This is a genomic window from Corynebacterium sp. TAE3-ERU12 (assembly GCF_019209905.1).
GTDB lineage: Bacteria > Actinomycetota > Actinomycetes > Mycobacteriales > Mycobacteriaceae > Corynebacterium.
On the sequence record NZ_JAHUTM010000001.1, the window covers coordinates 502,781 to 528,192 of the forward strand.

The 25,412-nt window shown below is 61.2% G+C and carries 22 protein-coding genes; 12 read left to right on the forward strand and 10 right to left on the reverse strand.

Annotation, left to right across the window (positions count from 1 at the left end):
• Positions 1-6: 6 nt before the first annotated feature.
• Together KRX51_RS02260 and KRX51_RS02265 are read left to right on the forward strand one after the other, a co-directional pair.
• Positions 7-1,923 (forward strand): S9 family peptidase, encoded by a 1,917-nt coding sequence (locus tag KRX51_RS02260; RefSeq protein ID WP_218361326.1) that lies wholly within the window; start codon positions 7-9, stop codon positions 1,921-1,923.
• Entirely contained in the window at positions 1,910-2,440 is a 531-nt protein-coding gene (locus KRX51_RS02265; RefSeq protein ID WP_218361327.1) for a tRNA (cytidine(34)-2'-O)-methyltransferase, read from the forward strand. Before KRX51_RS02260 ends, KRX51_RS02265 begins: the two co-directional genes overlap by 14 nt.
• Positions 2,441-2,578: 138 nt before the next feature.
• Here KRX51_RS02265 and KRX51_RS02270 read toward each other — a convergent pair whose 3' ends face one another.
• Positions 2,579-4,003 (reverse strand): RNA-binding domain-containing protein, encoded by a 1,425-nt coding sequence (locus KRX51_RS02270; RefSeq protein ID WP_218361328.1) that lies wholly within the window; start codon positions 4,001-4,003, stop codon positions 2,579-2,581.
• A gap of 260 nt (positions 4,004-4,263) precedes the next feature.
• On the opposite strand from KRX51_RS02270, the gene KRX51_RS02275 reads away from it, so the two are divergent.
• Both KRX51_RS02275 and KRX51_RS02280 read left to right on the forward strand, forming a co-directional pair.
• Positions 4,264-5,124, forward strand: a complete 861-nt coding sequence (locus tag KRX51_RS02275; protein ID WP_218361329.1) for a bifunctional methylenetetrahydrofolate dehydrogenase/methenyltetrahydrofolate cyclohydrolase — start codon at positions 4,264-4,266, stop codon at positions 5,122-5,124.
• Positions 5,125-5,136: 12 nt separating this feature from the next.
• Positions 5,137-5,496: a DUF3017 domain-containing protein gene (locus KRX51_RS02280; RefSeq protein WP_218361330.1), complete on the forward strand. Its 360-nt coding sequence runs from the start codon at positions 5,137-5,139 to the stop codon at positions 5,494-5,496.
• A 12-nt stretch (positions 5,497-5,508) separates the two neighbouring features.
• Here KRX51_RS02280 and KRX51_RS02285 read toward each other — a convergent pair whose 3' ends face one another.
• The 3 genes from KRX51_RS02285 to KRX51_RS02295 all read right to left on the reverse strand — a co-directional run bounded on the left by KRX51_RS02285 (position 5,509) and on the right by KRX51_RS02295 (position 9,444).
• A complete protein-coding gene (locus KRX51_RS02285; RefSeq protein ID WP_218361331.1) occupies positions 5,509-6,621 on the reverse strand; it encodes a homoserine O-acetyltransferase in 1,113 nt (370 codons plus the stop codon).
• 18 nt (positions 6,622-6,639) lie between these two features.
• Positions 6,640-7,974, reverse strand: a complete 1,335-nt coding sequence (locus KRX51_RS02290; protein ID WP_218361332.1) for an O-acetylhomoserine/O-acetylserine sulfhydrylase — start codon at positions 7,972-7,974, stop codon at positions 6,640-6,642.
• Positions 7,975-8,100: 126 nt separating this feature from the next.
• Complete coding sequence (locus KRX51_RS02295; RefSeq protein ID WP_218361333.1) at positions 8,101-9,444, reverse strand: O-acetylhomoserine/O-acetylserine sulfhydrylase; 1,344 nt, start codon at positions 9,442-9,444, stop codon at positions 8,101-8,103.
• Positions 9,445-9,799: 355 nt separating this feature from the next.
• Here KRX51_RS02295 and KRX51_RS02300 point away from each other — a divergent pair, with 355 nt between their 5' ends.
• Positions 9,800-11,410 carry an inorganic phosphate transporter gene (locus KRX51_RS02300; RefSeq protein WP_218361334.1) on the forward strand — a complete coding sequence of 537 codons (1,611 nt, stop codon included), beginning with the start codon at positions 9,800-9,802 and terminating at the stop codon, positions 11,408-11,410.
• 83 nt (positions 11,411-11,493) lie between these two features.
• On the opposite strand, the gene KRX51_RS02305 is transcribed toward KRX51_RS02300, so the two are convergent.
• A complete protein-coding gene (locus KRX51_RS02305) occupies positions 11,494-13,734 on the reverse strand; it encodes an NADP-dependent isocitrate dehydrogenase (protein WP_218361335.1) in 2,241 nt (746 codons plus the stop codon).
• 402 nt (positions 13,735-14,136) lie between these two features.
• Between KRX51_RS02305 and KRX51_RS02310 the strand changes: the two genes are divergently transcribed.
• The 6 genes from KRX51_RS02310 to KRX51_RS02335 all read left to right on the forward strand — a co-directional run bounded on the left by KRX51_RS02310 (position 14,137) and on the right by KRX51_RS02335 (position 20,208).
• Positions 14,137-15,366, forward strand: a complete 1,230-nt coding sequence (locus tag KRX51_RS02310) for an MFS transporter (RefSeq protein ID WP_218361336.1) — start codon at positions 14,137-14,139, stop codon at positions 15,364-15,366.
• Between the two features lie 22 nt (positions 15,367-15,388).
• Positions 15,389-16,333: an exodeoxyribonuclease III gene (locus KRX51_RS02315; protein ID WP_218361337.1), complete on the forward strand. Its 945-nt coding sequence runs from the start codon at positions 15,389-15,391 to the stop codon at positions 16,331-16,333.
• Positions 16,334-16,401: 68 nt separating this feature from the next.
• On the forward strand, positions 16,402-16,779 hold the full coding sequence (locus tag KRX51_RS02320) for a hypothetical protein (RefSeq protein ID WP_218361338.1): 378 nt from the start codon (positions 16,402-16,404) through the stop codon (positions 16,777-16,779).
• 77 nt (positions 16,780-16,856) lie between these two features.
• Positions 16,857-17,915 (forward strand): tryptophan--tRNA ligase, encoded by a 1,059-nt coding sequence (gene trpS / locus KRX51_RS02325; RefSeq protein ID WP_218361339.1) that lies wholly within the window; start codon positions 16,857-16,859, stop codon positions 17,913-17,915.
• Between the two features lie 81 nt (positions 17,916-17,996).
• Positions 17,997-19,019 (forward strand): YhjD/YihY/BrkB family envelope integrity protein, encoded by a 1,023-nt coding sequence (locus KRX51_RS02330; RefSeq protein WP_218361340.1) that lies wholly within the window; start codon positions 17,997-17,999, stop codon positions 19,017-19,019.
• Between the two features lies 1 nt (position 19,020).
• Complete coding sequence (locus tag KRX51_RS02335; protein ID WP_218361341.1) at positions 19,021-20,208, forward strand: adenosine deaminase; 1,188 nt, start codon at positions 19,021-19,023, stop codon at positions 20,206-20,208.
• 425 nt (positions 20,209-20,633) lie between these two features.
• Here KRX51_RS02335 and KRX51_RS02340 read toward each other — a convergent pair whose 3' ends face one another.
• The 3 genes from KRX51_RS02340 to KRX51_RS02350 all read right to left on the reverse strand — a co-directional run bounded on the left by KRX51_RS02340 (position 20,634) and on the right by KRX51_RS02350 (position 23,165).
• Entirely contained in the window at positions 20,634-21,881 is a 1,248-nt protein-coding gene (locus KRX51_RS02340; RefSeq protein ID WP_218361342.1) for a hypothetical protein, read from the reverse strand.
• A gap of 87 nt (positions 21,882-21,968) precedes the next feature.
• The gene (locus tag KRX51_RS10145; protein ID WP_370624984.1) at positions 21,969-22,895 is read right to left on the reverse strand and encodes a C40 family peptidase; all 927 of its coding nucleotides are present in this window, start codon (positions 22,893-22,895) and stop codon (positions 21,969-21,971) included.
• Positions 22,896-23,165 carry a hypothetical protein gene (locus tag KRX51_RS02350; protein WP_218361343.1) on the reverse strand — a complete coding sequence of 90 codons (270 nt, stop codon included), beginning with the start codon at positions 23,163-23,165 and terminating at the stop codon, positions 22,896-22,898.
• A gap of 119 nt (positions 23,166-23,284) precedes the next feature.
• Between KRX51_RS02350 and upp the strand changes: the two genes are divergently transcribed.
• Positions 23,285-23,920 (forward strand): uracil phosphoribosyltransferase, encoded by a 636-nt coding sequence (upp, locus tag KRX51_RS02355; protein WP_218362231.1) that lies wholly within the window; start codon positions 23,285-23,287, stop codon positions 23,918-23,920.
• Positions 23,921-23,985: 65 nt separating this feature from the next.
• Here upp and KRX51_RS02360 read toward each other — a convergent pair whose 3' ends face one another.
• Entirely contained in the window at positions 23,986-24,633 is a 648-nt protein-coding gene (locus KRX51_RS02360; RefSeq protein ID WP_218361344.1) for a hypothetical protein, read from the reverse strand.
• 80 nt (positions 24,634-24,713) lie between these two features.
• Positions 24,714-25,355: a hypothetical protein gene (locus KRX51_RS02365; RefSeq protein ID WP_218361345.1), complete on the reverse strand. Its 642-nt coding sequence runs from the start codon at positions 25,353-25,355 to the stop codon at positions 24,714-24,716.
• Positions 25,356-25,412: the final 57 nt, after the last annotated feature.

Sequence of the window (25,412 nt, forward strand, 5' to 3'; positions counted from 1 at the left end):
GACCGCATGAGACACACCTACGGGGCATCGCTATCGCCCGACGGCACCGCCATTGCCTATATCGTCCGTGATGGTGGCTACCCACGAGCCGTCGAAGTGCCGCTAGAAAACGGCGCTGTTGGTGATGAACGCCCCGTGGAACTACCCGTTGAGGGCCCAGTAACCCGCGTACTGCATTCCCCGGATGCGCAATGGATTGCCTGTGAGGTGTCCCCAGGCGGTACTGAGCGGCTGGAAACGTGGTTAGTGCCCGCCGGGTCGAATACCAATGAGGCCCGGCACCCGCAGCTATCCGGTGACGCCAAAAACACCCTGGTGGAATGGGACGGCAACCAGTTGGCCATGGATGCCTTCACTGCCGACGGCATTGCCGAAGGCCGCCTTGTGGACCCGCGCACCGGTGACCACGTGGTCCTGGATCGGCGCACTGACTCCCAGCTTGTCGCCGCCGAGTCCGGGCATGCCCTGATGCGTGTGGGCCCACGTGGTTCCCGCGAGCTGTTGCTGGTGCGCCCCGATGGTTCGTGGCTGCCGCTGCTGCCGCCCGAGCCCGGCGCGATGACCGAATCCGGAGTCATTCTCGGTTCCGCCGCGATGCCCGATTTCGACACCCAGGTCGTACTCGCCTTATCGGATCACGGCAGTGACCGTCGTCGAGTATTGCGCCTGGAAATCGAGGGTGATGACGTAGAGATCAGTGAACTTATCGCTATGGCTGATTCTGATGTCGACGAGTTCGTGATCAGTGAGAACCTCACCACCGCCGCAGTGCTGTGGAATACCGGCGGTGTGTCTGCCCTTGACGTGCTGAGCCTGGGGGAGAACCAGCAAGTGCTGGTGCGCCGGTCCATTGAACTTCCCGGCATGGTTGCCACCGACTTGTCCATCACCGATGATGGGGAATTGCTCTCTCTTACTGTGGAGGGCCCCAACCTGCCGCCGACGGTAGAAATACTGAGTACCGCGACCGGAAAAATTGAATCGCTCGATGTGGAGCGCAGTCGCCGCATCACCGAGCGGGCGCAGGCTGACTATATGCCGGAGCTGGTGCGGTATATGGCCCGCGATGGGCTGGAATTATCCGGCTGGCTCTACCACTCCGCTGTCAACGGGCTTGGCAAGGATATCGATGCCAATGAGGGGCCAGGCCCGGTCTATATCCACGTCCACGGCGGGCCTGAACTGCAGTCTCGCCCGGTCAACCACGACATTCTTACTGCGCTCATTGATTCCGGGGTCACTGTATTCACGCCGAATATCCGTGGCTCCTCCGGTGCTGGGCGTGCCTTCATCCACGCCGATGACCGCTATGGGCGCTTCGCCGCGATCCGGGACTTAGCTGATACCGCCAAGTTCCTCATTGCCGCCGGCATTGCCGACCCTGACCGCATCGCCCTCGGCGGCCGCAGCTACGGCGGTTTCCTGTCTTTGTTGGCCGCGGAGCGTTTCCCCCGGCTTTTCCGGGCCATCATTGATGCCTGTGGCATGACCAGTTGGGAAACTTATTACGCCTCCACTGAGCCGTGGCTGGCGGCAGCGGCGGCACCGAAATACGGCTACCCACTGCAGGATGCGGAGCTGCTGCACGATATTTCCCCGATTACCAACGCGCACCGGATCACTGAGCCGGTGTTATTCATCCACGGGGATACTGACACCAACGTGCCGCCCGCCGAATCGCAGCAGATGGTGGATGCGCTCACCGCGCGCGGTATGCCTGTCGAGCACCTGGTGGTGCCGGGGGAGGGCCATAAATTCGCCAAACCAAAGTCGCGCCGGCTCATTGCGGCGACAATGCTTGACTTCCTGCAGCGACATGGGGTGGTGGATACCCCTAATCTCACCAACTTTGATGCTCGAATTGAGGATATGCGTCGGGGCCGCCGCCGCTTCTCCGGAGAGACCGCTGATGAACACGCCTAAACCACCTGAGCCCACCTGCCATATCCTGTTTGACCAGCCGGTTATCCCAGGAAATACCGGCAATGCAATTCGCCTATGCGCCAATACTGGGGCAACTCTGCATCTGGCTGAGCCACTGGGGTTCAACTTCGATGACAAGCATCTTCGGCGCGCCGGGCTGGATTATCACGATCTAGCTGAGATGCGTGTGCACCCGTCGTTGGATGCGGCACTGACCGAACTGACCGGGATTAGTGCTGAGCAGGCTGCCGATGGGGCCCAGCCGCAGCGGCGCGTATTCGCCTTCACCACTCAAGCGACGACGTGGTTTTCTACGGTGTCCTACCAGCCTGGCGACGTATTGGTCTTTGGTACTGAACCGACCGGGTTGGACTCCGCTGCTCTGGCGGACCCACGGATCACCACTGAGCTGCGGATTCCCATGCTTGCCGGCCGACGTTCGATGAATCTGTCTAACTGTGCGGCGGTGGCCACTTTTGAAGCGTGGCGCCAGATCGGTTTTCGCGGCGCTAGCTAGCTCGGACGCACTAGAAAGCTACTGGAAAATTTTCCAGTAGCTTTCTAGTAGCTTTCTAGTAGAGCTGTTTACGCAGGTAGGGGGCTTCTTCTACTGGAAACCAGGCTTTCCAGTAGCTTTCTAGTAGCTTTCCAGTAGCTAGAAAGCGTCGCGGACGCTCCATGTTGCTCGTGGGTCTCGTGGAGACTTGCCTTGCCATACCACGAGGTCGGCATCGCGTAGTGAATTGAGTGCATTGCGGGCAACGGGTTTGCTAAGTCTAGTTAGGGTAGCGACCTCGCCTGTCCCCAATGGTTTATTGGCGCGCTGTAGCGCAGTGAGGACCTCATCTGCGTGTAAGGGGAGTTTCTGTTGCTGGGCAGCATTAATCCTGCGCTCGGCATTCATCACAAGAATGACGCTGCCGTTAGTTTGTTTGTACTCAGGGTCAAGCAGGCCCACGCCGCGCATTTCCTGGAAAATACGGCGAATTCCCTCACCAAGTTCCTGTCCGATGCGGAGTTCGGAGGCGATGCGCGCGATAACCGGATTTCGGGCAAAGCGCGTGATGGACTCCGGCTTTCTCGGATCAGCTAGTCCGGGGAACCTACCAGGGCTTGAAATTTCTAATCGGTCCGGAAAGATTTCGAAACGAATGTGATCGCCTTGCATGCTGTATGAGCGGTGGATGGCTGCATTGACCAAACCTTCTAGCCAAGCATCAGGCGGAATTTCCGACTCACTCACGAATTTGCCGCCAGGTCCTAGCCTGTGGACGCTGGGAATTAAGGACTTTATAAACGCCTGCGCATCAGCGATTTGCTGAGGGATGGAGCCTTCAAAGCGCTCGTCTTCTTCTAGGTTTTGTTGACGTCCCGCATGACGGTCTGGGTCGCTCCACTTCAGTACCCGAATAAACGCACTCGGGAAGAATCTCTGCGGAGCCTTGCCAAACATCAAGATTCCGGCGGTATGAATGCAACCCTCACGTGCAATGAGATTGCGTGCATTTAAGGCATCTTTGATACTTGACGAGCCGATCTCCGCTGCGTACTCCTCTAAAGCATTGTGATCCAGGTCGGCGATAGAGGTATTCGGTACAGCAGTGGCGTCATAGTGGCGCTCACCTTTGGTATAGCGCAACTCCATGATGGCGTTAGGGTCAGTGAGCTTCTGACTGCTGTCGCCTACTCGAATAAAACACTCATTTTTGGTGGTTGTATGCACGTGTTCGCTGGGCGGCACAGTGAGCATGATGACTTCGGCAGGTTCTCCAGAACCGCTTTTTCCCTTAGCTTCTTTGTAGGTGAACTGGACTGGAGGTTGGGTGTAATTTACCGAGGTCTGGAGGAATTTATTGCGCTGATCCGCACTTGCTGTGCCCTGAAGTTTGCGGTCCTCAACGCCGATCACGACTATGCCGCCATCTGTGTTGGCAAATGCGACGAGAGCTTTAGCTAGGTCCTTGGGTTCGATCCTGAAGGACTTACGTTCAAACCACTGGTCTTCGGGTCGTGTGCGCAGCTCTTCAAGCGAGGGAGTGATCGCTTCATCATCGTCGTGCTGTGACCAGTGCGGATTCATACTGGAAACTCTACTGGAAAATTTTCCAGTAGCTTTCCAGTAGCTTTCTAGTAGAGCTGTTTATGCAGGTAGAGGGGTGCGCCTACTAGAAACCAGGCTTTCTAGTAGCTGTCTAGTAGAGCTGTTTATGCAGGTAGAGGGGTGCGTCTACTAGAAATCAGGCTTTCCAGTAGCTTTCTAGTAGCTTTCCAGTAGCCAGTAGAGCCCCGATTATCGCGCCTGATGCCACCGCTGGCGCCGCACCTGCCATACTTGGTGCCATGACGGCGACGAAGTTGGATGGAAAGTTGTACCGCGCCGAGATCTTTGACGATCTTGCGCAACGAGTGAACCGCCTCAAGGAGGCCGGAGTCACCCCGGGGCTGGCCACTGTGCTGGTCGGCGATGACCCGGGAAGTCACTCCTACGTGAAGATGAAGCACCGTGACTGTGAGGAAATCGGTGTGCGGTCCATTCGCCGCGACCTGCCGGAAGACACCACCCAGGAAGAGCTCGAGAAGGTCATCGAAGAGCTCAATAATGATGACGAATGCACCGGCTATATCGTGCAGCTACCGCTGCCGAAGCATATCGACGAAAACCGCATCCTTGGCCTCATCGACCCCGATAAGGATGCCGATGGCCTCCACCCAGTCAACCTCGGCAAGCTCGTGCTCAATGAGCCCGCCCCGCTGCCGTGCACGCCCAATGGCTGCATCCATCTGCTGCGCCGTTTCGACGTGCCACTCAACGGGGCTGAGGTTGTCGTCGTCGGTCGCGGCGTGACCGTCGGCCGGCCCATCGGCCTCATCCTGACTCGCCGCAGCGAGAACTCCACGGTCACCCTGTGCCACACCGGTACTCGGGACTTGGCCGAGCACACCAAGCGTGCCGACGTCATCATCGCCGCGGCCGGTCAGCCGCACATGATTACCCCGGATATGGTCAAGCCCGGTGCGGCTGTGCTCGATGTGGGGGTCTCGCGTGTCGACGGCAAACTCGCCGGCGATGTGCACCCCGACGTGTGGGATATTGCAGGTGCGGTCTCGCCGAACCCCGGCGGTGTCGGCCCGCTGACCCGCGCATTCTTAGTCAGCAATGTGGTGGAGCGCGCAGAGCGTGCCGCAGGTCTGCAGGGCTAAGGCACTGCAGGTATGAGAGAGATCGCCCAGCGCGCAGATCCGCAGCATCTGCCCGACCCGCGGTATAACCCGCACAGCCCAGCTGGCGCCCGCGGGGACAGCTGGCCCCGCTGGGTGCAGTTGGCCCTGTTCGGTTGCCTGTTTATTGGCGTCGGGGCCGCTGCGGTCTTTCTCGGTCTGGAACGCTGGCGGCGCGCGACCTTCGTTTTCGGGCTCACCGTGGTCTATCTCGGGGTGCTGCGCCAGTACCTTCCGGACACAATGCTGGGCATTTTCTCTGTCCGCTCGCGTACCTTCGACCTGCTGTTTTGTCTCGCCCTTGGCGGGCTGATGGTGTTCCTTTCTGCCTCCGTCGACGCGCTCGGCAGCTAGGGCTGTGTGGGCTTAACAAACCTGGAAGAACTCACGAATAATCGCCTCGACCTGGTCGAACTCGGTGAGGAAACCATCGTGCCCGGTCGGGGAGCAGATTGTGCGCAGGCCTAAGCAATTGCCCAGATTGCGCGCCAGGTGCCGCTGCTGATGCAACGGGTAGAGAATGTCGGTATCCACACCGGCGACCATCGTCGGCACCGTGGAATACGCCAAAGCGTCGTTCATGCCGCCGCGGCCACGACCAATGTCATACCGGTTGAGCATGTCGGTCAGCACCACATATGAACCAGCATCAAAACGGGCAGCGAGTTTATCTGCCTGGTGGTCCAGGTAGCTCTCCACCTGGAAGCGGCCCTCACCACGACTCGGGCCCAGCGGGTTCTCACCAGCTTGGGCAGACGCGCCGAACCGGTCATCGAGTTCCAGCTCTCCGCGGTAAGTGAGGTGAGCTACCCGACGGGCAAAACCCAAACCCCGCACCGGGGCCTCACCAGTGCTGTAGTAATCGCCGCCATACCAGTGCGGATCGGTCTCAATGAACTGGATCTGTGCCGATTGAATACCGATCTGCCAGGCGCTAGCGCGAGCACCAGCGGCCAGCACCAAAGCGCGACCCACCACGTCGGGATGCATCAGCGACCACTCCAAGGCGCGAGCACCACCCAGCGATCCGCCAACGACTGCGACGAGTTGGTGTATCCCCAGTTCTTTCAGCGCCATATATTCGACATTGACCGCGTCCCGCACCGATACTGCCGGGAACCTGGAGCCCCAGGCGGCGCCGTCGGGATGCAATGAGGCCGGCCCCGTCGTGCCCCGGCAGCCGCCAATGACATTGGTGCAGATAATGCAGAATCGGTCAGTATCAAGCGCCCGGCCCGAACCAATCATGCCATTCCACCAGCCAGGGGTGGGGTGCTCAGTATCCACAGGGCCCGAGGCGTGGGCATCGCCGGTCAACGCGTGCTCAAGCAGCACCACATTGGAGAAATCAGCATTCGGCCGCCCCCAGCGCTCAAAAGCGACGGTGACATCATTGATGGTCGCACCAGCCTCGGTTATGACATCACCAATGGCGATGGAACCGGGTTGGCCTTCCGGGGGAAGTGTGTGCTGAATCATGACACTTTCCTGATGGGTTTATAGGGCGGCGAAAGCGCCATCCAAATCGGCGATGATGTCCTCAATATCCTCAATGCCCACCGACAGTCGCACCGTGGCCTGGGTGACCCCAGCTGCGGCGTTCTGCTCATCGCTGCACTGCGAATGGGTAGTGGAGGCCGGGTGGACCACAAGGGAGCGCACATCGCCGATATTGGCGACATTGGAGTGCAACTTCAGCGCGTCGATAAACGCCCACGCGCGCTCACGGGAGGCCGGTCCGCCATCTTCACCAGCGATATCGAAGGTGAGCACCGCGCCGCCGCCGGGCATATCCAGGCGAGTGAGGGTGTCATTCCACGGCGATGAGGGAAGACCCGGGAAAGCGACCTTGCGTACCAAGGGGTGCTCCTCAAGGTACTCGGCGACTTTTTGCGCATTGGTGTTGTGCTGGCGCATCCGCAGCGACAGAGTATCCAGGCCCTGGGCAATCAACCATGCGTTGAAGGGGCTGGGGGCCGCGCCGGTATCACGCAGCAAACCCACACGGGCCTTGAGGCCATAGGCGGCCGGGCCGAGGTCGGCGTACTTCAGGCCGTGGTAGGCCGGGTCCGGGGTAACGAAGTCATGGAATACGGGCTTACCGTCGCGCTGAACAGTCCAATCGAAGCTGCCGCCGTCGACCAGCACACCGCCCAGGGCGCTGCCATTGCCGGTGTAGAACTTCGTGGTCGAAGCGATGACAATATCCGCGCCGAGTTCCAGCGGACGCAGTGCCCACGCGGTGGGGATGGTGTTATCGACAATTAGTGGCACCTGGTTGTCGTGCGCGACCTCGGCGACGAGCGGCACATCCAGGACGTCGGCCTGCGGGTTGGCGATGGCCTCAGCGAAAAAGGCGCGGGTGTTGTCCTGAACCGCAGCGGCCCAGGATTTCGGGTCGTCGGGATTGTCTACATAGGTGACCTCGACGCCCAGGCGTGGCAGCGTCACCGAGAACAGGGTGTCGGTGCCGCCGTAGAGGCGCGGGGAGGTGACGATCTGGTCGCCTGCGCGAACGAGGTTCAAAATCGCGGCGGTTTCTGCTGCCATACCGGAGCCGAACAAAACCGCGTGCACGCCGCCTTCGAGCGCACAGAAACGTTCCTCAACGGCGGCGACGGTGGGGTTGTTCAGGCGGGTGTAGATGAAGCCCGGTTCAGACAAGTCAAAGCGGTTCGCGGCGGTCTGCGCATCGTCAAAAACGAAGGCCGTGCTCATGTGAATCGGCAGGTTTCGGGAGCCATTATCAGAGTCGACGGGCTGGCCGGCGTGGATCTGACGGGTGGTGAAACCCCAGCTAGCAGCTTCGGAATTGTCATAACGGGTACTCATTGCGCGAAAACCTCCGGTAGGCGGGCGGTGAATTGAACAAAAGCGGACAGAACGTGCTGTCCGCTTCCGTTGTAACCATTGTGCAGGATGGTACGCGCGCATTCCCGCGAAGGGGGATAAAGGACCTTAGGCAGTGGCGGCGAACGCCTGCTCTAAGTCAGCGATGATGTCCTCGGCGGCCTCGATACCCACCGCCAGACGCACAGTGGACTGGTTAATGCCAGCGCGCTTGAGGCCCGCTGCGTCGGACTGCGAATGGGTCGTAGTCGCCGGGTGGACCACAAGGGAGCGCACATCGCCGATATTGGCGACATTGGAGTGCAATTTCAGCGCGTCAATAAAGGCCCACGCCTGATTGCGGATGGACTCCTCATCAGCACCATCGGCGACCTTCAGGTCGAAGGACAGCACCGCGCCGGCACCAGCAAGCCCCAGCTTCTGCTTGGCCTGGTACCAGGGGGAGCTGGGCAGGCCAGCGTAATTAACCTTGGCGACGCGGTCATTGCTCTCGAGGTATTCGGCGACCTTCTGGGCGTTGGCATTATGGCGCTCGACCCGCAAGGCCAGGGTGTCCAGGCCCTGTGCCAGGCCCCACGCATTGAAGGGGGCAGGGGCAGCGCCGGTATCACGCAGAATGCCGGCGCGGGCGCGCAATGCGAATGCCGGTGCGCCCAGGTCAGCGAACTTCAGGCCGTGGTAGGCCTCATCCGGTTCGGTGAAGTTGGGGAAGAGGTCGCGACCATCGCGCTGGGCGGTCCAGTCGAATTCGCCGCCGTCGACGAGGATGCCACCCAGGGCCGAACCATTACCGGTGAGGTACTTCGTGGCCGACGAGACCACAATGTCGGCGCCCAGCTCGATGGGGCGAATCAACACGGGGGTGGCCACGGTGTTGTCGACGATGAGCGGCACCTGGTTGTTGTGCGCGATCTCGGCGATGGTCGGCACGTCGAGGATGTCGACCTGGGGGTTGGCGATGGTCTCTGCGTAGAAACCGACGGTGTTGTCCTGCACGGCGGCCTGCCAGGACTCCGGGTCGTCGGGGTTTTCCACGAACGTGGTGGTGATACCCAAGCGGGGCAGGGTGACCTTGAGCAGGGTTTCCGTGCCGCCGTAGAGACGCGGGGAGGCCACGATGTGATCGCCGGCGCGGGCCAGGGTGAGCAGCGCAGCGGTCTCAGCTGCCTGGCCGGAGGCGAAGAGCACCGCGGCCACACCACATTCCAGGTTGGCTAGACGTTGCTCGACGGCATCGACGGTGGGGTTAGTGAGGCGGGTGTAAATCGGGCCCGGGTCGGCGAGGCCGAATCGGGCGGCGGCGTGTTCGGCGTTATCGAAGACGTAGGAGGAGGTGTTGTAGATGGGCAGGTTGCGGGACTTGGTTTGTTCATCGGGGGACTGGCCGACGTGGATGGCGCGGGTGGCCAGGGCCCAGGAGTCCGAAGCTGAGTTGTCGTAGCGCGTAGTCATTGGTTAATCCTTAGTGCGTAGGAAGCGGTTGAGGTGTTGTCACAGCACATTAACGGACAGCTCGGTCTACTGCAATAGCGCAGGTAAGAAGCGCATGGGAATCAATAATGGACAGTCCGGGCGGTTTGTTTGGGGTGTGCTGGCAGCCGCCGATAACAAGATTTCGCAGCACAGCGTGCAGGGGAGGAAGCACACAGGAGGCAGGGCTGGTCACAGTGCGGCCAGCCCGAGGGTTCCCCATTCGTTCACCTGCAGGGATGAACCAGTTCACGAAAGAATTACTCAGTACAGCGACAATCCGGGGCGACCAATCGGACAACTAGCGCTCGTAGATGCGCGGAAAAGAGTGGCGACCTTGAGTGATACCGCTGTACAACACGCGCCCAGTCAAGACGTAAAGCCACCATCGGATAAATGGTGGCATCTCTCCTTCGGTGTACTGCTGGCTGTGACCCTGGTGACCTTCACCTGGTGGTCGTATGGGGAGCTGACCAAGGAAGCTAGCTTCCTGATGCTGCTCACAACCATCGTGTTCGGCTTCTTCATGTCCTTCAATATTGGCGGTAACGACGTCGCCAACTCTTTCGGTACCTCCGTTGGTGCCGGCACGCTGTCCATGAAGCAGGCCCTGATGGTTGCCGCCATATTCGAAGTCGGTGGTGCTGTCCTCGCCGGCGGCGAAGTCACCGATACTGTCCGCAAGGGCATCGTCAACCTCGAAGGCGTGCAGTTCGAAGACCCGCTCGACTTCGCGTTCATCATGATGTCCGCCCTGCTCGGCGCGGCATTATGGCTGCTCATCGCTACCCGTCTCGGCTGGCCGGTATCGACAACGCACTCCATCATCGGCGGTATCGTCGGCGCCGCCTTAACCATCGGTTTCTACACCGGCGTTGGTGGTTGGGACATGGTCCAGTGGAGCGGTATCGGGCTCATCGCCATTTCGTGGGTGCTGTCACCGGTCCTCGGTGGTGCCGTTGCATGGGTGCTGTTCTCCCTCATTAAGCGGTACATCCTTGTCTACAACGAGCAAGCCGATGCGCAGCTGCAGCTGCTGAAGGAACGTCGGCATAAGCTCATGAAGGAACACAAAAACCGCTTCCAGCGGCTATCTGAGCTACAGCAGATTTCCTACACATCGGCGATGGTGTGCGACGCCATCACCGTTGCCCAGGAAGAGTACGACGCAGATGAACTCGAGTCGGACTACTACAAGGAACTACACCGGCTTAACGACGAAGCCAATGAGGTGGATTCCCACCGCGCACTAGAGACCTGGGTCCCGCTACTAGCTGCCTTCGGTTCGGTCATTATCGGCTCAATGTTGCTGTTTAAGGGGCTGAAGAACCTACAGCTGGATATCTCCAATGCCGGGAATTTCATCATCCTCGGCATGATCGCCGCCTCGGTGTGGCTGTCGGTATTCATCGTCGCGCGCACGTTGAAAAAGCACGCCCTATCCCGCTCCACCTACCTGCTGTTTTCCTGGATGCAGGTCTTTACCGCCTCAGCTTTTGCTTTCTCCCACGGCTCGAACGATATCGCCAACGCCATCGGTCCCTTCGCAGCTGTGCTTGACGTACTGACCACCAACCAGATTCACGATGAAGCCCCCGTGCCCCCAGAGGCCATGCTCGCCATGGGCGTCATGCTTGTGTGTGGTTTGTGGTTCATCGGCCGCTTCGTCATCGCCACCGTCGGCTCCGGCCTCACCGCCATGCACCCAGCTTCCGGCTTCGCCGCCGAGCTCTCCGCTGCGGCCGTGGTCATGGGGGCGTCGCTACTGTCGCTGCCGGTGTCCTCCACCCATATCCTCATCGGCGCTGTGCTCGGCATCGGCATCGTGAATAAGGCTGCCAACTGGAAGCTTATGAAGCCCATCGCTATGGCCTGGGTCATCACCCTTCCCGTCGCAGCAGTGATCGCCTCTGTGTGTGTACTTGTGCTGCACGCCATCTGGGGTTAAACCGGCCGCGGACCCGGATAACGCACGACAAAGCCCTCCGGGCAGCCACGTAGCTGCCGGAGGGCTTTGGTGTGGGGCAGAGACTAGCTCTGCTTCATCTCCGCGATGATGTCATTAAAGACCTTCGAGGGGCGCATAACGGCCTCGGTCTTGTCATCATCGGGCAAGAAGTAGCCGCCCAGGTCCGCCGGGGAACCCTGAACTTCCAGAAGCTCCTTGGCGATCTGCTCCTCGTTATCACTGAGCTTCTTAGCGAACTCAGTGAACTCATTTTTCAGCTGCTCATCGGCATCCTGGTTGGCAAGCTCCTCAGCCCAGTAGCGGGCGAGGTAGAAGTGCGAACCACGGTTGTCGATCTCGCCGGCCTTGCGGGAGGGGGACTTGCCGTCCTCAAGCAGGCGGTCGGTAGCGCGGTCGAGTGCCTCAGCCAGCACCAGCGCACGCCCCTGGGACTCATCGCCATCAGCGGTATGCTCATTGGCGTAGCGCAGCGACTCCGCCAGGGCCAGGAACTCGCCCAGGGAGTCCCAACGCAGGTGATTTTCTTCCTGCACCTGCTGGACGTGCTTCGGTGCGGAGCCGCCGGCCCCGGTCTCGAACAGGCCACCGCCGGCCATCAGCGGAACCACCGAAAGCATCTTTGCCGACGTGCCCAGCTCCATGATGGGGAACAGGTCGGTGAGGTAGTCACGCAGCACATTGCCGGTAACCGAGATGGTGTCCTTGCCTTCGCGGATGCGCTCAAGCGAGAACTTCGTGGCCGCCTCCGGGTCCATGATCCGGATATCCAGGCCCTCAGTGTCGTGCTCTTCGAGGTACTTCTCGACCTTCTCGATGAGCTTGGCGTCGTGCGCACGGGTGCGGTCCAGCCAGAACACCGTCGGGTCGCCGGTGGCGCGGGCGCGGTTTACAGCAAGCTTCACCCAGTCACGGATCGGCGCATCCTTGGTTTGGCAGGAACGCCAAATATCGCCCTTGGCGACGTGGTGCTCAATGAGCACCTTGCCGGAGGAATCCACGACCTGCAGGATGCCGTCGTGCTGCACCTGGAAGGTCTTGTTGTGGGAACCGTATTCCTCGGCCTTCTGGGCCATCAGGCCCACATTGGGCACCGAGCCCATCGTGGACGGGTCGAACTTGCCGTTTTCCCGGCAGTCGTCGATAACGGCCTGGTAGACCCCGGCGTAGGAGGAGTCGGGGATAACCGCCAGGCAGTCCTGCTTCTCGCCCTTGGGGTTCCAGCCCTTGCCGCCATTGCGGATAAGTGCGGGCATGGAGGCGTCGACGATGACGTCGGAAGGCACATGCAGGTTCGTGATGCCCTTGGCGTCATCAACCATGTACAGGTCCGGGCCGTCGGCCAGGTCCTTCTCAATGGCTTCGCGGACCTTCTCGGCGGTGTCGTCGTCGAGCTTGTGCAGGCCGTCGAGGATAACGCCAATGCCGTAATCCGGGGTCAGGTTAACCTCGGCGAGCGCCTCCTCGTACTTGGGGTACACGCTGGGCAGGAAGGCCTTGACGACCTCACCGAAGATGAGCGGGTCAGAGACCTTCATCATGGTGGCCTTCAGGTGCACCGAGAACAAAATGTCCTCGCGCTTGGCGCGGCGGATCTGCGAGCGCAGGAAGTTCGACAGGATGTGCACATTAATGCCGGTGCCGTCGATGACCTCGCCCTTGAGCACCTCGAGGCCGTCCTTGAGGATGATCTCCTCGCCGTCGGCAGTCTCCAGGCGGTAGGTGAGGGTGTCGTCCTTATCCATCACAACGGACTTCTCGTTGTGGCGGAAGTCGTTGGAAGCCATGGTGGCGACATTGGTCTTGGAATCTTCGGCCCAGTCACCCATGCGGTGCGGGTGCTTGCGGGCGAAGTTCTTCACAGCCTCAGGAGCGCGACGGTCCGAGTTGCCTTCGCGCAGCACCGGGTTAACCGCGGAACCCTTGACCTTGTCGAACTTGGCGCGGTCGGCCTTCTGTTCGTCGGTTTCCGGCTGGGTGAGGTACTTCGGGATGTCGTATCCCTTGTTCTGCAACTCGGCGACTGCGCGCTTAATCTGCGGCACCGATGCCGAGATATTCGGCAACTTGATGATGTTGGCGTCGGGCTCGTTGACCTTCTCGCCGAGCTCAGCGAGGTGGTCCTCGATGCGCTTGTCTTCAGGGAGCCGATCGGCGAACTGGGCGATGATGCGGCCCGCCAGCGAAATATCGCGGGTCTCGACATTAACGCCGGCATGAGAGGCGAAGGCCTCGACGATGGGCTTCAAAGAGTACGTGGCAAGTAGTGGTGCCTCGTCAGTCCGAGTCCAGATGATGGTGGCCATATAAGGGAACTCCTTGTGGGTGGCAGCTGTTCACATCCGTGGATATGGTTTCGCCCTACGATAACTAATGCACGCCAAACCGTCAGCGTGGCCTCTTGGTGTAGCGGTAGTGACAACAGTGCCAGGTAGGGTGCATAAGGCAAGCTCATGCGCTATTTTTCGGGAGGCTGGCAGGTAACTGTATCCACCCTTCTTATTTTGCCACACTAATAACTGTCGTGGTCGCCGCGGTACCGGCAGAGTTAATTATTATTACCGGCCACACCTCCCGCCTCACCGCCAGCTTGCCGACGGCCACGCCCTGTCGGACGGTAACCCCATTTCCAAGTCTCAGTGCGCTGCCGGTAGCATTCCCGCCCGGCTTACCTGCCGACTTAATAACCAGCTGTGGAGGAAGCGAGTATGGCGCGCACCCGAATGCCTAACCGTCGCCCTGTCCCGCAGCAAGACCACATCTCCGCGGCCCGGCGCCGCTGGGTCATTGCTGCACTCTCCGTCGGTGCTTTCGGCATCGGTGTCACCGAATTCTCCGCAATGGGGTTGCTGCCCTATATCGCGGCCGATTTCGGACGCACCGAAGCAGAAGCAGGAGCGGTCATCTCCGCCTACGCCCTTGGCGTGGTGCTCGGCGCGCCACTTATCACCGTGGTCACCGGGGCCATCCCGCGTCGCCGGATGCTGCTGTTGCTCATGGCCGCATTCACCCTCGGTAATGCCGCCACTGTGTGGGCCGGCAGTCTCGGTTCCTTCACTGCGGTGCTGGTCTCCCGGTTTATCGCTGGTCTGCCGCATGGCGCGTACTTCTCTGTCGCCGCGCTTGTTGCGGCCTCGCTGGCCCCGGCTGGTTCGCGTGGCCGTGCGGTGGCCCTATCCGGCATGGGCCTATCGGTAGCCACCGTTATCGGCGTGCCCGCAGTTCAGGCCTTAGGTGTGGCCGTCGGTTGGCGATCCGGTTTTGTTTTTGTGGCGCTCATCGGGCTGGCGGCCCTGCTGTGCCTGTGGTTTGCGGTGCCGCATATGAACCGGATGGCCCCCACCCGCCCCCTTGACGAACTGGGGGCGCTGGCTACCCCACAGGTGTGGCTCACTGTGGCGATGGGCGCGGTTGGTTTCGGCGGTATGTTCGCCGTCTACACCTACATCACCTGGACGATGACCCGGGAAGCCGGCATGCCCGAACACATGATGTGGGTTGTGCTCATGGCCTACGGCATCGGCATGATTATCGGCACTGACCTCGGCGGTCGTCTCAGCGATTACAACGGCGAGTGGGGTATCTTCGCCGCCTTTGCCGCCATCGCCTCTTGCCTGCTGGTTTTCCACTTTGTCTCCGGAAACGCCATTGTCGGCACCATCGTTTTCGGGCTCATCGGCTTGTGTGGTTCGCTGCTCATCCCGAGCTTGCAAACCCGCCTCATGGATGTGGCGGGCAAGGCCCAAACCCTGGCTGCGGCACTGAACCAGGCGGCACTGAATATCGCTAATGCTGGGGGAGCGGCCATTGGTGGTGCCGTTATCGCTGCCGGTTATGGCTACCGTGCCCCGTCCCTGGCCGGTGTTGTCCTCGCCGTGCTGGCCATGGCGATCTGGGGCATTGCGCATTTCTTTTACACCCGCTCCGCCGCCGCCTAGTCGAAACGTAGAGTAGGTGCCCATGAGCTTGACCATCGCCACCGTCAACGTCAACGGCATCCGCGCAGCGGTAAAGAAACGCCATGAGGACAATCCCGGCATGCTCGCCTGGCTGTCCCACACCCCTAGTGACATTGTGCTGCTGCAGGAAGTCCGTGCCACCCCGGAGCAGGCCGAGAAGGCCCTCGCACCCGCCATTGCGGATGGGTGGCACTGGGAGATCGCCGATAATGAGCTCGCCAAAGGCCGCGCCGGCGTTGGCCTGCTGTCCAAAGTGCCGCTTGCCGACGTTCAGGTCGGCTTCGGCGCCGACGAGTTCGACCGCTCCGGGCGTTTTATCTCCGCCCGTGTCGAAGCAGCGCACAGTGGCTTAGATGAGGATGTCACCGTCGGTAGCTTGTACCTGCCCTCAGGTGCCGCCCAGACCGAGAAGCAGGACGAAAAATACCGCTTCCTCGATGTCTTCGGCCCCTACCTCGACGCTCTCGCCGGCAACGGCAATGTTGTTGTCGGTGGGGACTGGAATATTTGCCACCGCGAGCAGGACCTGAAGAACTGGAAGGGAAACCGCACCTCCTCGGGCTTTTTGCCCCAAGAACGCGGCTGGATGGACTCCGTTTTCAGCGCCTGGCCCGATGCTGCGCCGCAGGACTCCCAGGCCCAGGCTAGTGAGAAGGAACTTGCTGCAGGTAGCTTCACCGACGGTTCCAGCTGGACTCCACCCACGGCTGCACAGGAACCGAAGTGGTTTGATGTGGCCCGCCGCCTCCGCCCCGACGAGGACGGCCCGTACACCTGGTGGACCTACCGCGGTAAGGCCTTTGACACCAACGCGGGGTGGCGGATCGACTACCAGGCGGCGACGAAGTCGATGCTTGACCGCGCGGCCAGCGCCACCGTGGACCGGGCTGCTGCCTATAACCAGCGTTGGTCGGATCACTCTCCCCTGGTGGTTACTTATAGCTAGTTGAGCTGGGGGAGTAGCGCCTCATGGCGGAGTAGACTGCTGACGCAGATGTGGATGGGAGGTTTGTCATGGATGAGAAGGAACTGGAGCGTCTCCACGAGCTCGAACGCAGTCTTCAGCCTGAGGAAAACACCCACCCCAACCTGAAGTGGGTCATCCTCGCATCCCTGGCTATCGCCGTTATTGCGTGGACCTTCGTCTACCACTGGTCAGTGTGGGTCGCCGTCCTTGGCGTTGCGGTACTGGTGGCCATCATGATCGCGGCGACTAGGCGCCGCCCACCGGTGGCGCCGGTAGAACTCACCGCCCAAGAACGTGACCGGGTGCGCCGCGTCATGGATGAACATGGCCTGCGCGCAGCAGTAGCCCTGGTCAGGGCCCTCTACCCGGAGGAACACCCCGCCGCTGCCGTCGCTGCTGTGAACCTCATCGCGCGGCGCCCTTAACCAGCACACCTGCAGCCGAGCCGCGCAACGTCAGCCCCGCGGTGCCGGCTCTTGCGCGCGGGGTTACGATCCGGGGCATGAGTGAAACGCAGGCCCCCACCGAATCCACCGCCGCCGCTACGCGCCGCCAGCGCGTCCTGTCGGGCATTCAGCCCACCGCGGACTCCTACCACCTTGGCAATTACCTCGGTGCAGTGCGGCAGTGGATTGGTCTGCAGGAGGACTTCGACACCTACTACTTCATCCCTGACCTGCACGCCATCACTGTCGAGCAGGACCCGAAGGAACTGCGTGCCCGCACTGTCGCCGGCTGCGCCCAGCTGTTGGCGCTGGGTATTGACCCGGAAAAGTCCGTGCTGTTCGTGCAGTCCCATGTGCCCGAGCACGCTGAACTGTCGTGGGTGCTGGGTTGCCTCACCGGTTTCGGCGAAGCCTCCCGGATGACCCAGTTCAAGGACAAGTCCGCCAAGCAGGGCGCGGACCGCACCACCGTCGGCCTGTTTACCTACCCGGTGCTCATGGCCGCCGACATCCTGCTCTACCGCCCGCAGCTGGTGCCTGTCGGCGAGGACCAGCGCCAGCACCTGGAACTCACCCGCACCCTGGCGCAGCGCTTCAACTCCCGGTACAAGAAGACTTTCGTTGTGCCGGAGGGCCACATTCTAGAGGGCGCGGCTCGTATCTACGACCTGCAGGACCCGACCTCGAAGATGTCGAAGTCTGGCTCCAACCCCAAGGGCATCGTCAACCTGTTGGATAATCCGAAAACCTCGGCCAAGCGCATTAAGTCCGCTGTCACCGATAATGACAACGAGATCCGCTTTGATCGGGACAATAAGCCCGGTGTGTCCAACCTGCTGGTCATCCAGTCTGCGCTGACGGATAAGTCGGTCGACGAGATCGTCGCGGGCTACCAGAACGCCGGTGCCGGATATGGTCAGCTCAAGGTCGATACCGCCGATGCGCTAGAGGCGTTCACCACCCCGCTGCGCGCCCGTTACGACGAACTGATGGCGGACCCGGCAGAGCTGGAACGCATCTTGGCTAATGGCGCCGATCGTGCCCGTGAGGTCGCCGCAGTGACCCTGGAGCAGGTCTACGAGCGGGTTGGTTTCCTCGCCCCACGGCGTGGCTAAAGCTCCCCGAGATACCCGATAGGCGGGTCAGTGACCTAAAGTAGCGATGTACATCGCTGAACCGAAGCATGAAGGAGTCCCGTGGCCACCTCCACTCGCCCTCGGCCGGGAAAAACTGACCGATACGGCATCGAACGTGTCCAGGACAAAGAGCCGGGGTTCATCGATAAGCTCCGTCATAAGTGGCCGTGGTTCGACCACATCATGCGGATGCATGAGCGCTACAGCCAAAGCGGTGGTAACCAGTTCGCAGCCGGTATTACCTACTTCTCCGTGCTGTCGATCTTCCCGCTGCTGATGACGGTCTTCGCCGTTATTGGTTTCATCCTGCGCGGCGATGACCAGTTGCTGGCTGAGGTCAAGCAGATGGTCACCGATAATGTCTCCGGCGGCATGGGGGATACCCTCACCGAGATTATTGACGCGGCTATCGCCCAAGCAGGCGGCGTGTTCACCGTCGGTTTCTTAACCTCCCTCTGGTCTGGCCTGTCGTGGATGAATCACCTGCGCATGGGTGTGACCGCGATGTGGAAGCGCAACCTCACCGCGGCGAACTTCCTCCTCGGTAAGCTGCGCGACTTCGTGCGCCTGGTCGGCATCATTGTCATGATTGCGGTCACCTTCGCGGTCACCGCAATTGGTTCGTCCGGGTTCACCAAGGACCTGCTGGATATGGTCGGCCTGGGTGATATTCCGGGCATTTCCATCATCACGTTCCTGGTGGCTTTGGCTGTTGGTCTGCTGGCGAACTACCTGCTGTTCGTGTGGATGCTCAAGGCCCTGCCGCGCGGTGAGACTCCCACCAAGTCCGTGCTCAAGGGCGCGATTCTTGGCGCCGTTGGCCTGGAGATTGTCAAGCAGCTCGGTACTGTCTTCTTCTCTAACGCCCTGTCGAACCCCGCCGGTGCCGTCTTCGGCCCGATTATCGGCATCATGGTGGTGTTCTACTTCGTCTGGCGCGTCACTTTGTACGCCTCCGCCTGGACCGCCACCACCTGGGAGTCCATGCAGCTCGATGAGGTCGATGCCCCCGCCCCGGCCATCATCCATATCCGCGGTGAAGCGGCACGTTCCGGTGGCCTGAAGACCCTGCTCGGCAAGTAGTATGCCCGCCCGCCCAGGCGCACAGTCCGACGCAACGGCAGTGGTCAGCAGCGATATTGTTGCTGCGCTGCCTAAGGTCGTGCTGCTGGACCATATCGACGGTGGTATCCGCCCGGCCACAGTCCTCGACCTCGCCGCAGAGCTCGACTACGACGACCTGCCCGCCGATAATGCCGACGCGCTGGCGCAGTGGTTCGTCGCACAAGCCAACTCCGGCTCTGCTGGCTGCCGGGCTCGGGCACTCGGCCATATTCGCGCGGTACTGCAAACCGCCCCGGCGTTGGCCCGCGCCGCCCGCGAGGCTGTTGAAGACCTTGCTGGGGATAATGTCGTCTACGCAGAACTGCGCATTGCGCCGCAGTTGCATATGGATGCCGGGCTGAGCATTGCCGACGTTATCGCCGCCACGGTGGAAGGCCTCCGCGCAGGCGAGCATTCGGCAGCTGAGGCTGGTTGTGCCATTACGGCCCGGCTCATTGTGTGTGCCCGCCGCGACCGGGAGGGTTCTGCCGCCATTGCCCGGGCTGTTGCCGACGCATACACCACCGGCAGCCCCGTGTGGCCCTATGTGGTTGGCTTTGACCTCACTGGGGTAGAGGCCAATAATCCGGTCTCCGAGCACACTGAAGCGCTCACTGTGCTGCGCCAACATTTGGTGCCCACTGCCATCCACGCCGGCGAATCAGCGGGGGTGGATTCCATCCGCGAGGCGACTATTGCCGGGGCCAGCAGAATTGGGCACGGCGTGCGGATCTTTGAGGACTTCACTGCGTCTTTCGACGGCATTGAACTGCAGCCTTTATCGCGCTATGTGCGGGATCGTCGCATTCCGCTGGATCTGTGCCCTTCGGCGAATGTGCACGACGGTATTGTCGACGATCTGCATGATCACCCGTTGCCGCTCTTGGATGACCTTGGGTTTACCTGCACGGTCAATACCGGCTTCCGTCTTTTGTGTGGCACCTCAATGACCCGCGAGATGATGCATCTGGTCGATAATTTCGACTACGGCTACACCGAGCTTTTCCAGCTCACCTGTAATGCGATCGAGAATTGCTTTGCGGACCTACCGACGCGCGAACGCATCCTTGATACCCAGATTTATCCGCATTATCTCGAGCTCACCGACCGTGACCACGACGGTGAGATCGACGTCGACGAGGATCTGGAGCCCTTTGAAGATCAATAGTCCGGGCCCTGGGGGCACTGTTGCGGCGGGGTTAGTGAGGCGTACCCCTAATTATGGGGTGTGAAATCAAGAAATCTGTTCTGGCTATTGATGCACCCCGTGTGTCGTGTGACAGTTGGACTGCCCGAGCGCATTAGCTAACCCAGTACTTACCTCTCAGATAGGCAGGTATGCCATTTGGCCGGTGAGCCATTTTTGGTGAATTGCGCTGCCCATGAGACCAGGAGGCGTTTTACCGTGAAAAAGGCAGCATCGGCCGTACCGACTACCAGCCCTCACGGTGATAAGTACCTAGTGTGTGGGCCGGACTCGGCCGACTCGCACGTCCGGAAAACGACCTCACCTCACAGCGCCGGTTCCCTCAACACCCGGTGGCGGCCCACCTGCGCCGGGGCAGGTAATCGGGCCGACACCGGGGCCCGGGCCTAAAGCTTCGTGGTGAAGCGGTCGGTCAGGCCCTTCTCCAGGTCCGCCCAGCCGCGGGCCTCATCGTCGTACGGCGGCACCGGCTCGTCCTGGGAGCTCGGGTCCAGCAGGTGGTTAATGAACCACTGCAGTTGCTGATTGCCGGCCAGCACCTCGTTGACCTTGTCGTCACCAGCCCAGTCAGCGGCGTCGGCAAGCAACTCGTAGGCCCGGCCCAGCTGTGCGGTATCGACAGCGCCGGGGCCGTTCTCAATGTCCTCAACCAGGCCGGTGAAGGAGTACTCATTATCCTCGTGGACGGTCAGCTCGAGCTCACCGGCATTGGCGGCGGTGATGATGTCATTCCAGGTCGACATGGCGGCCAGGTCATGGTCATCGTGCTCCAGCAGCCAGCGCACCAGATTACGCCCACCAGGGAAGGTGTGGATCTCGCCGTGGCGGCCCAGGAAGATCGGGCGGCGGTTGACGTAGCAGCGCAGGGTGTAGAGGTTCCGGCCCGAGATGGAGACCTTAATCGGATCGATGCCAGCGGCTGCCCACACCGTCTTGTCGTAGGGGTCAGCATTTTCGGTGGCCTTCTCGGCCTGGGCCTTTTCCTGCTCGCGCTTCTTGGCGGCTTCCTCACGCTGGGCGGTGACGCGCTGCTCGGCCTCCGCATAGCGGGTGGTGGCAGCAGTCAGGGCCTCCTCGTCGACCTCGGGGGTGTCCACCCATAGTTCATCAATCTCATCGACCACATCGTCCCAGTTGGCGAGGATGACGCGGCCAATAGCTGACCACTGTTCTGCGCCGCCGCCGTGGAAATGTTCCACGCCGTTGGTAGTAGCGGCCAGCACCGAGTTCGAGGCGAACATCCGGTTGGTCTTCTGCAGTGCGCAGATCGTGCCGATAGACCGCGCCATCGACAGCACCTTGTCGGCCTCAGACACATTCTTGTAATCCGGCTTGCCGGCCAATGCTTTGGGCAGGCCCACCAGATCGATGTCATCGCTGCCGCGGTGTACGGCAGACTCCGGCAGCTCACTGGCGAAGCGGTCCCACTTGGGGTGGTCGGTGAAATCATGTGGCTTGCCGGACTCCAGGAAGGCCAGCAGCGCGGCCGGGGAGTCAAAGAGGTACACGTCCTCGCCGTAGCCCAGCAGTGCCTGCCATTCCGCATTGCCCTGCCGCCAGCTCGGCGCGAAGAGGGTATAAGCGGTTCCTTCGGTCAGCTCCAGCTTGATGGGGACGATGCCCTGCTTTGCCATTGCGAAACCCCGTTCCAAAGTTTGTGTGTACGTCCTGCCAAAGGATACCGGTTAGTGCCGCCTATGCCGCCGCAGTACCCGGCTGCGTTATCCCGTCGGCCGCCAAAAACCCAGGAATCCCATCCCCATATTCGATGTGCGAATGGGGTTGACCTGCACCGGGTCACCAGCCTCGACCATCTGACCATCGCCGACAACCATCGCCACATGGCCATCCCACACCACCAAATCACCAGGTAGCAGTTCATTGGGGCCTACTTGCGTGCCGACGGCCTGGGCTGCGGCCGTGCGCGGAATATCAACGCCAGCTTGCCCATAGGCCCAGTGGGTCAGCCCTGAGCAATCAAAACCTGCACCCGGGGTATTTCCGCCCCAGACATAGGGCGTGCCCACAGCAGACAAAGCATTGGCTACCGCCTGCTGGGCCTGCGGGGTGGGCGCGCCGACACCAGCGTCGGTGTCGGTGGCCGGCGCGTCGGTTTCCACCTGGCCAGTTGCCGGGTCTACCGAACCGGTGGGCAGTGGGGTAGGGGTGGCCGGCACAGCTGCATCGCGCTGCGCGACCTCAGTAAGCGCTGCTGTTGGGCCAGCTAAATCAGCCTGGAGTTTGCTCACCACCGCTTGGGCTTGTGTGGCCGCCCGGACGGTGGTCTCCGCAGCTGCCAGCATCGCGCCCAAGGCGGAGACCGGGTTCAATGCCAGCGCAGCATTGCGGGCATAGTCCACAGCGCACCGGGCCGCGATCTCAGCCAACTCGGCCGAGGCGGCAGCTATCAGCGAGGCCCCCTCAGCCAGGGCACTGTCAATCGTGGAACTGTCGCTGTCCAGGATTGCTGCCGCGCGAGCGGCATGATGCAGCGCCGAGGCGGCTACTTCACCGGCGTCACCAGTAAAACTATCGGCAATGACATCAGCCACCGCCGTCCAGTCAGCCACCTCGACAGCCGGGGCGACGCCGACGTCGGCAAGCTGGGAGCCGGCCTTCGACAGGCTCGACACAAGCTGCGCAAGCACCTAGACCACCTCCCGATGCAAGGCGACCTGCACGTGCTGCTCCTGGTCAGTGACCGCAGTGACCACCGAATCGACCGTGTCCGCAGCAGCAGAAGCAAAAGCCCCGAGGCGACTGACCTGCTCGGTATGGGCAGTAGTGGCCGCGGCCGCGGCGGCGAAGAACTCAGCAATAGGCGGCGGGCCAGCGGGGATAACAGCAGGGGTGGGTGTGGTCGCTAGACAACGCAGGGTAGTAGTGGCGGTACTCAGGGCGGCTGGGTCGATGCTCAATGAGGAAAGAGATGTCTGTTTCACACTCTTTAGACGCCACGAACCACCCGATCGGTTCCCTCAAAATTGGAAAAACCTCCGCCCGCGCCGCGATGGGTGTTCGCGGTAGCGTAGTGACCATGGACATCACCATCATTGACCACCCGCTGGCGACCTCCCGTTTGACGATCATGCGGGATAAGCGCACGGATAACGTCGGATTCCGGGCGGCGCTGGCGGATCTCGGCAGCATGCTGGTGTACGAAGCTGCGCGGGAACTTAAAGTCGAACAATTCGATATGGAAACCCCTGTCGGCCCCACCACCGGGCACCGACTGGAAAATCCACCGATCATCATCCCGATCATCCGCGCCGGGCTGGGCATGATCGACCCCGCCCTGAAGATGATCCCCGACGCCCAGGTCGGCTTCATCGGACTGGCCCGCGATGAGAAAACCCACGAGCCGGTGCCCTACCTCGAAGCCCTGCCGGAAGACCTCAGCGACCGTGAGGTCATGCTTGTCGACCCCATGCTGGCCACCGGCGGGTCACTGCTGCATGCGCTGAACCTGCTGGTTGAGCGTGGAGCGAAGTCCATCACGGTGGTGTGTATGGTCTCCGCGCAGCCCGGTGTGGATGCCCTGGAGAAATCGGGCCTGCCGGTACGGCTTGTCACTGCCACCATCGACCCGGAGCTTAACGACGACGCCTATATCGTCCCCGGCCTCGGTGATGCCGGCGACCGCCTGTACGGGCCGCGCAATATCCAGCTATAGCTGCACCCAACCACGAAGGGCCGCTAGGTGATTCCTAGCGGCCCTTTGTGGAATGCGGTGCTGTTTTACGGGTAGACGAACACCACGGCGTTATCGCCGCCGCGGCACTTCCATACCGGCACATCATTGCCATCGACAACACCAGTGCAGCGCATATCGTAGTCCTGGCCGGTCACCGGGCTTTTCGCCGTTACCGAGGTGCGCGCCCCCAGGCCGGTTTCCTGACCGGCGAGTTGATCGCCCACCGACTGGGCGAAACCGCAGGAGGTCACACCGCTGCCGGTGCCGACCCAGCTAGCCGATCCCGAACCGCAGGACTCAGAAAGGCGCAGGCCCTCGCCGTAGGCCACCGGCTCATCGGGCTTTTCGCTGCTCGACGAGGTGGTGGACGAAGAACTCGACGACGAAGACGACGAAGACGAGGACGAAGAAGACGAGTCGCTTTCCGAAGAGGACTCGGTTTCGGTCTCGAAGCTGGTGGAGGTCTGTGTGGTCGTCGGGCGCGTCGAGGAGACCGGGCCAGCATTGCGCTGATCCGAGGTCGGCCAGAACAACAAGTAGGCGCCGAAGCCGACCAAGATCACCAGGATCGTGGCGACTACCGCGATGGCGATTGTGAGTGCGGTGCTGCGACGCGGCGGCTGCTCGTAGTACGCGCTGTCGTCGATAGGACGGCCCCACTCATCGTGGGTCTCCCAACCGTGGTTGCCCATCGCAGTGCCTTTCCTCGGAATTTTTGCGGTCAAAGTCCAGTCCGCATGCTAGCGGACGGGGTGCAGACTAACTAGAGCAGTTACGGGTAAACGAACACCACAGCATTAATGCCGCCGGTGCACCGCCAGTACTCCTGGTCATTCCGGTCATGATTGATATTGCAGGTCATCTGGTAGTCCTTGCCGGTCGTGGGGCTGTACACCGTGCCGGTTTTCTCACCCTCGTCGGTTGGCACCCCTGCCAGGGCAATACCAATATTGGTGGCAAAGGGACACGACGTGGTATCCGTGCCGGTGCCCACCCACGACGCCTCCTGGGCATCACAGGTCTTAAAGAACTCCAGCCCATCGCCATAGGCCCCCGTGGCCGTGGTGCTGGTGCTGGTGCTCTCGGAGGTCGATTCCTCATCGTCGGACACCGTTAATTCGGAATCGGTGCTGGTGGCGACGTCATCGGAGTCGAAGCCACCAAAATTCATGAATAAGAAAAAGCCAGCAGCAACCAGCATGAGGGTCACCACCACCGCAATAGCAGCCACCAAGACTGCGTTAGTCGAGTTCGAACTCGGCTCCTGCGGGGCCTGGCCCGGGGCCGGGGCCGGGGCAGCGGCATAGGCGTAGTCGAAGTCAGGGATCGCCTGCGTCTCGGCAGTCTGGTGTGGATCAACGCTGCTCCATGCTCGCTGTGTGGAATCGTCGTCCACCCACCTATTCGAACTCATTGGGCAACCCCTTTTCAGTACATTGCGCGGCATATTTGCATGAACGTGACACCGATC

Excerpts from the sequence above, each read along its gene's own strand:
- KRX51_RS02365 (WP_218361345.1), bottom strand. The coding sequence starts at position 25,355 with ATGAGTTCGAATAGGTGGGTGGACGACGATTCCACACAGCGAGCATGG.
- KRX51_RS02360 (WP_218361344.1), bottom strand. The coding sequence starts at position 24,633 with ATGGGCAACCACGGTTGGGAGACCCACGATGAGTGGGGCCGTCCTATC.
- KRX51_RS02285 (WP_218361331.1), bottom strand. The coding sequence starts at position 6,621 with ATGATTCAGCACACACTTCCCCCGGAAGGCCAACCCGGTTCCATCGCC.
- KRX51_RS02280 (WP_218361330.1), top strand. The coding sequence starts at position 5,137 with ATGAGAGAGATCGCCCAGCGCGCAGATCCGCAGCATCTGCCCGACCCG.
- KRX51_RS02335 (WP_218361341.1), top strand. The coding sequence starts at position 19,021 with ATGCCCGCCCGCCCAGGCGCACAGTCCGACGCAACGGCAGTGGTCAGC.
- KRX51_RS02260 (WP_218361326.1), top strand. The coding sequence starts at position 7 with ATGAGACACACCTACGGGGCATCGCTATCGCCCGACGGCACCGCCATT.
- KRX51_RS02320 (WP_218361338.1), top strand. The coding sequence starts at position 16,402 with ATGGATGAGAAGGAACTGGAGCGTCTCCACGAGCTCGAACGCAGTCTT.
- KRX51_RS02275 (WP_218361329.1), top strand. The coding sequence starts at position 4,264 with ATGACGGCGACGAAGTTGGATGGAAAGTTGTACCGCGCCGAGATCTTT.
- KRX51_RS02290 (WP_218361332.1), bottom strand. The coding sequence starts at position 7,974 with ATGAGTACCCGTTATGACAATTCCGAAGCTGCTAGCTGGGGTTTCACC.
- trpS (WP_218361339.1), top strand. The coding sequence starts at position 16,857 with ATGAGTGAAACGCAGGCCCCCACCGAATCCACCGCCGCCGCTACGCGC.
- upp (WP_218362231.1), top strand. The coding sequence starts at position 23,285 with ATGGACATCACCATCATTGACCACCCGCTGGCGACCTCCCGTTTGACG.
- KRX51_RS02270 (WP_218361328.1), bottom strand. The coding sequence starts at position 4,003 with ATGAATCCGCACTGGTCACAGCACGACGATGATGAAGCGATCACTCCC.
- KRX51_RS02340 (WP_218361342.1), bottom strand. The coding sequence starts at position 21,881 with ATGGCAAAGCAGGGCATCGTCCCCATCAAGCTGGAGCTGACCGAAGGA.
- KRX51_RS02295 (WP_218361333.1), bottom strand. The coding sequence starts at position 9,444 with ATGACTACGCGCTACGACAACTCAGCTTCGGACTCCTGGGCCCTGGCC.
- KRX51_RS02265 (WP_218361327.1), top strand. The coding sequence starts at position 1,910 with ATGAACACGCCTAAACCACCTGAGCCCACCTGCCATATCCTGTTTGAC.
- KRX51_RS02315 (WP_218361337.1), top strand. The coding sequence starts at position 15,389 with ATGAGCTTGACCATCGCCACCGTCAACGTCAACGGCATCCGCGCAGCG.
- KRX51_RS02310 (WP_218361336.1), top strand. The coding sequence starts at position 14,137 with ATGGCGCGCACCCGAATGCCTAACCGTCGCCCTGTCCCGCAGCAAGAC.
- KRX51_RS02305 (WP_218361335.1), bottom strand. The coding sequence starts at position 13,734 with ATGGCCACCATCATCTGGACTCGGACTGACGAGGCACCACTACTTGCC.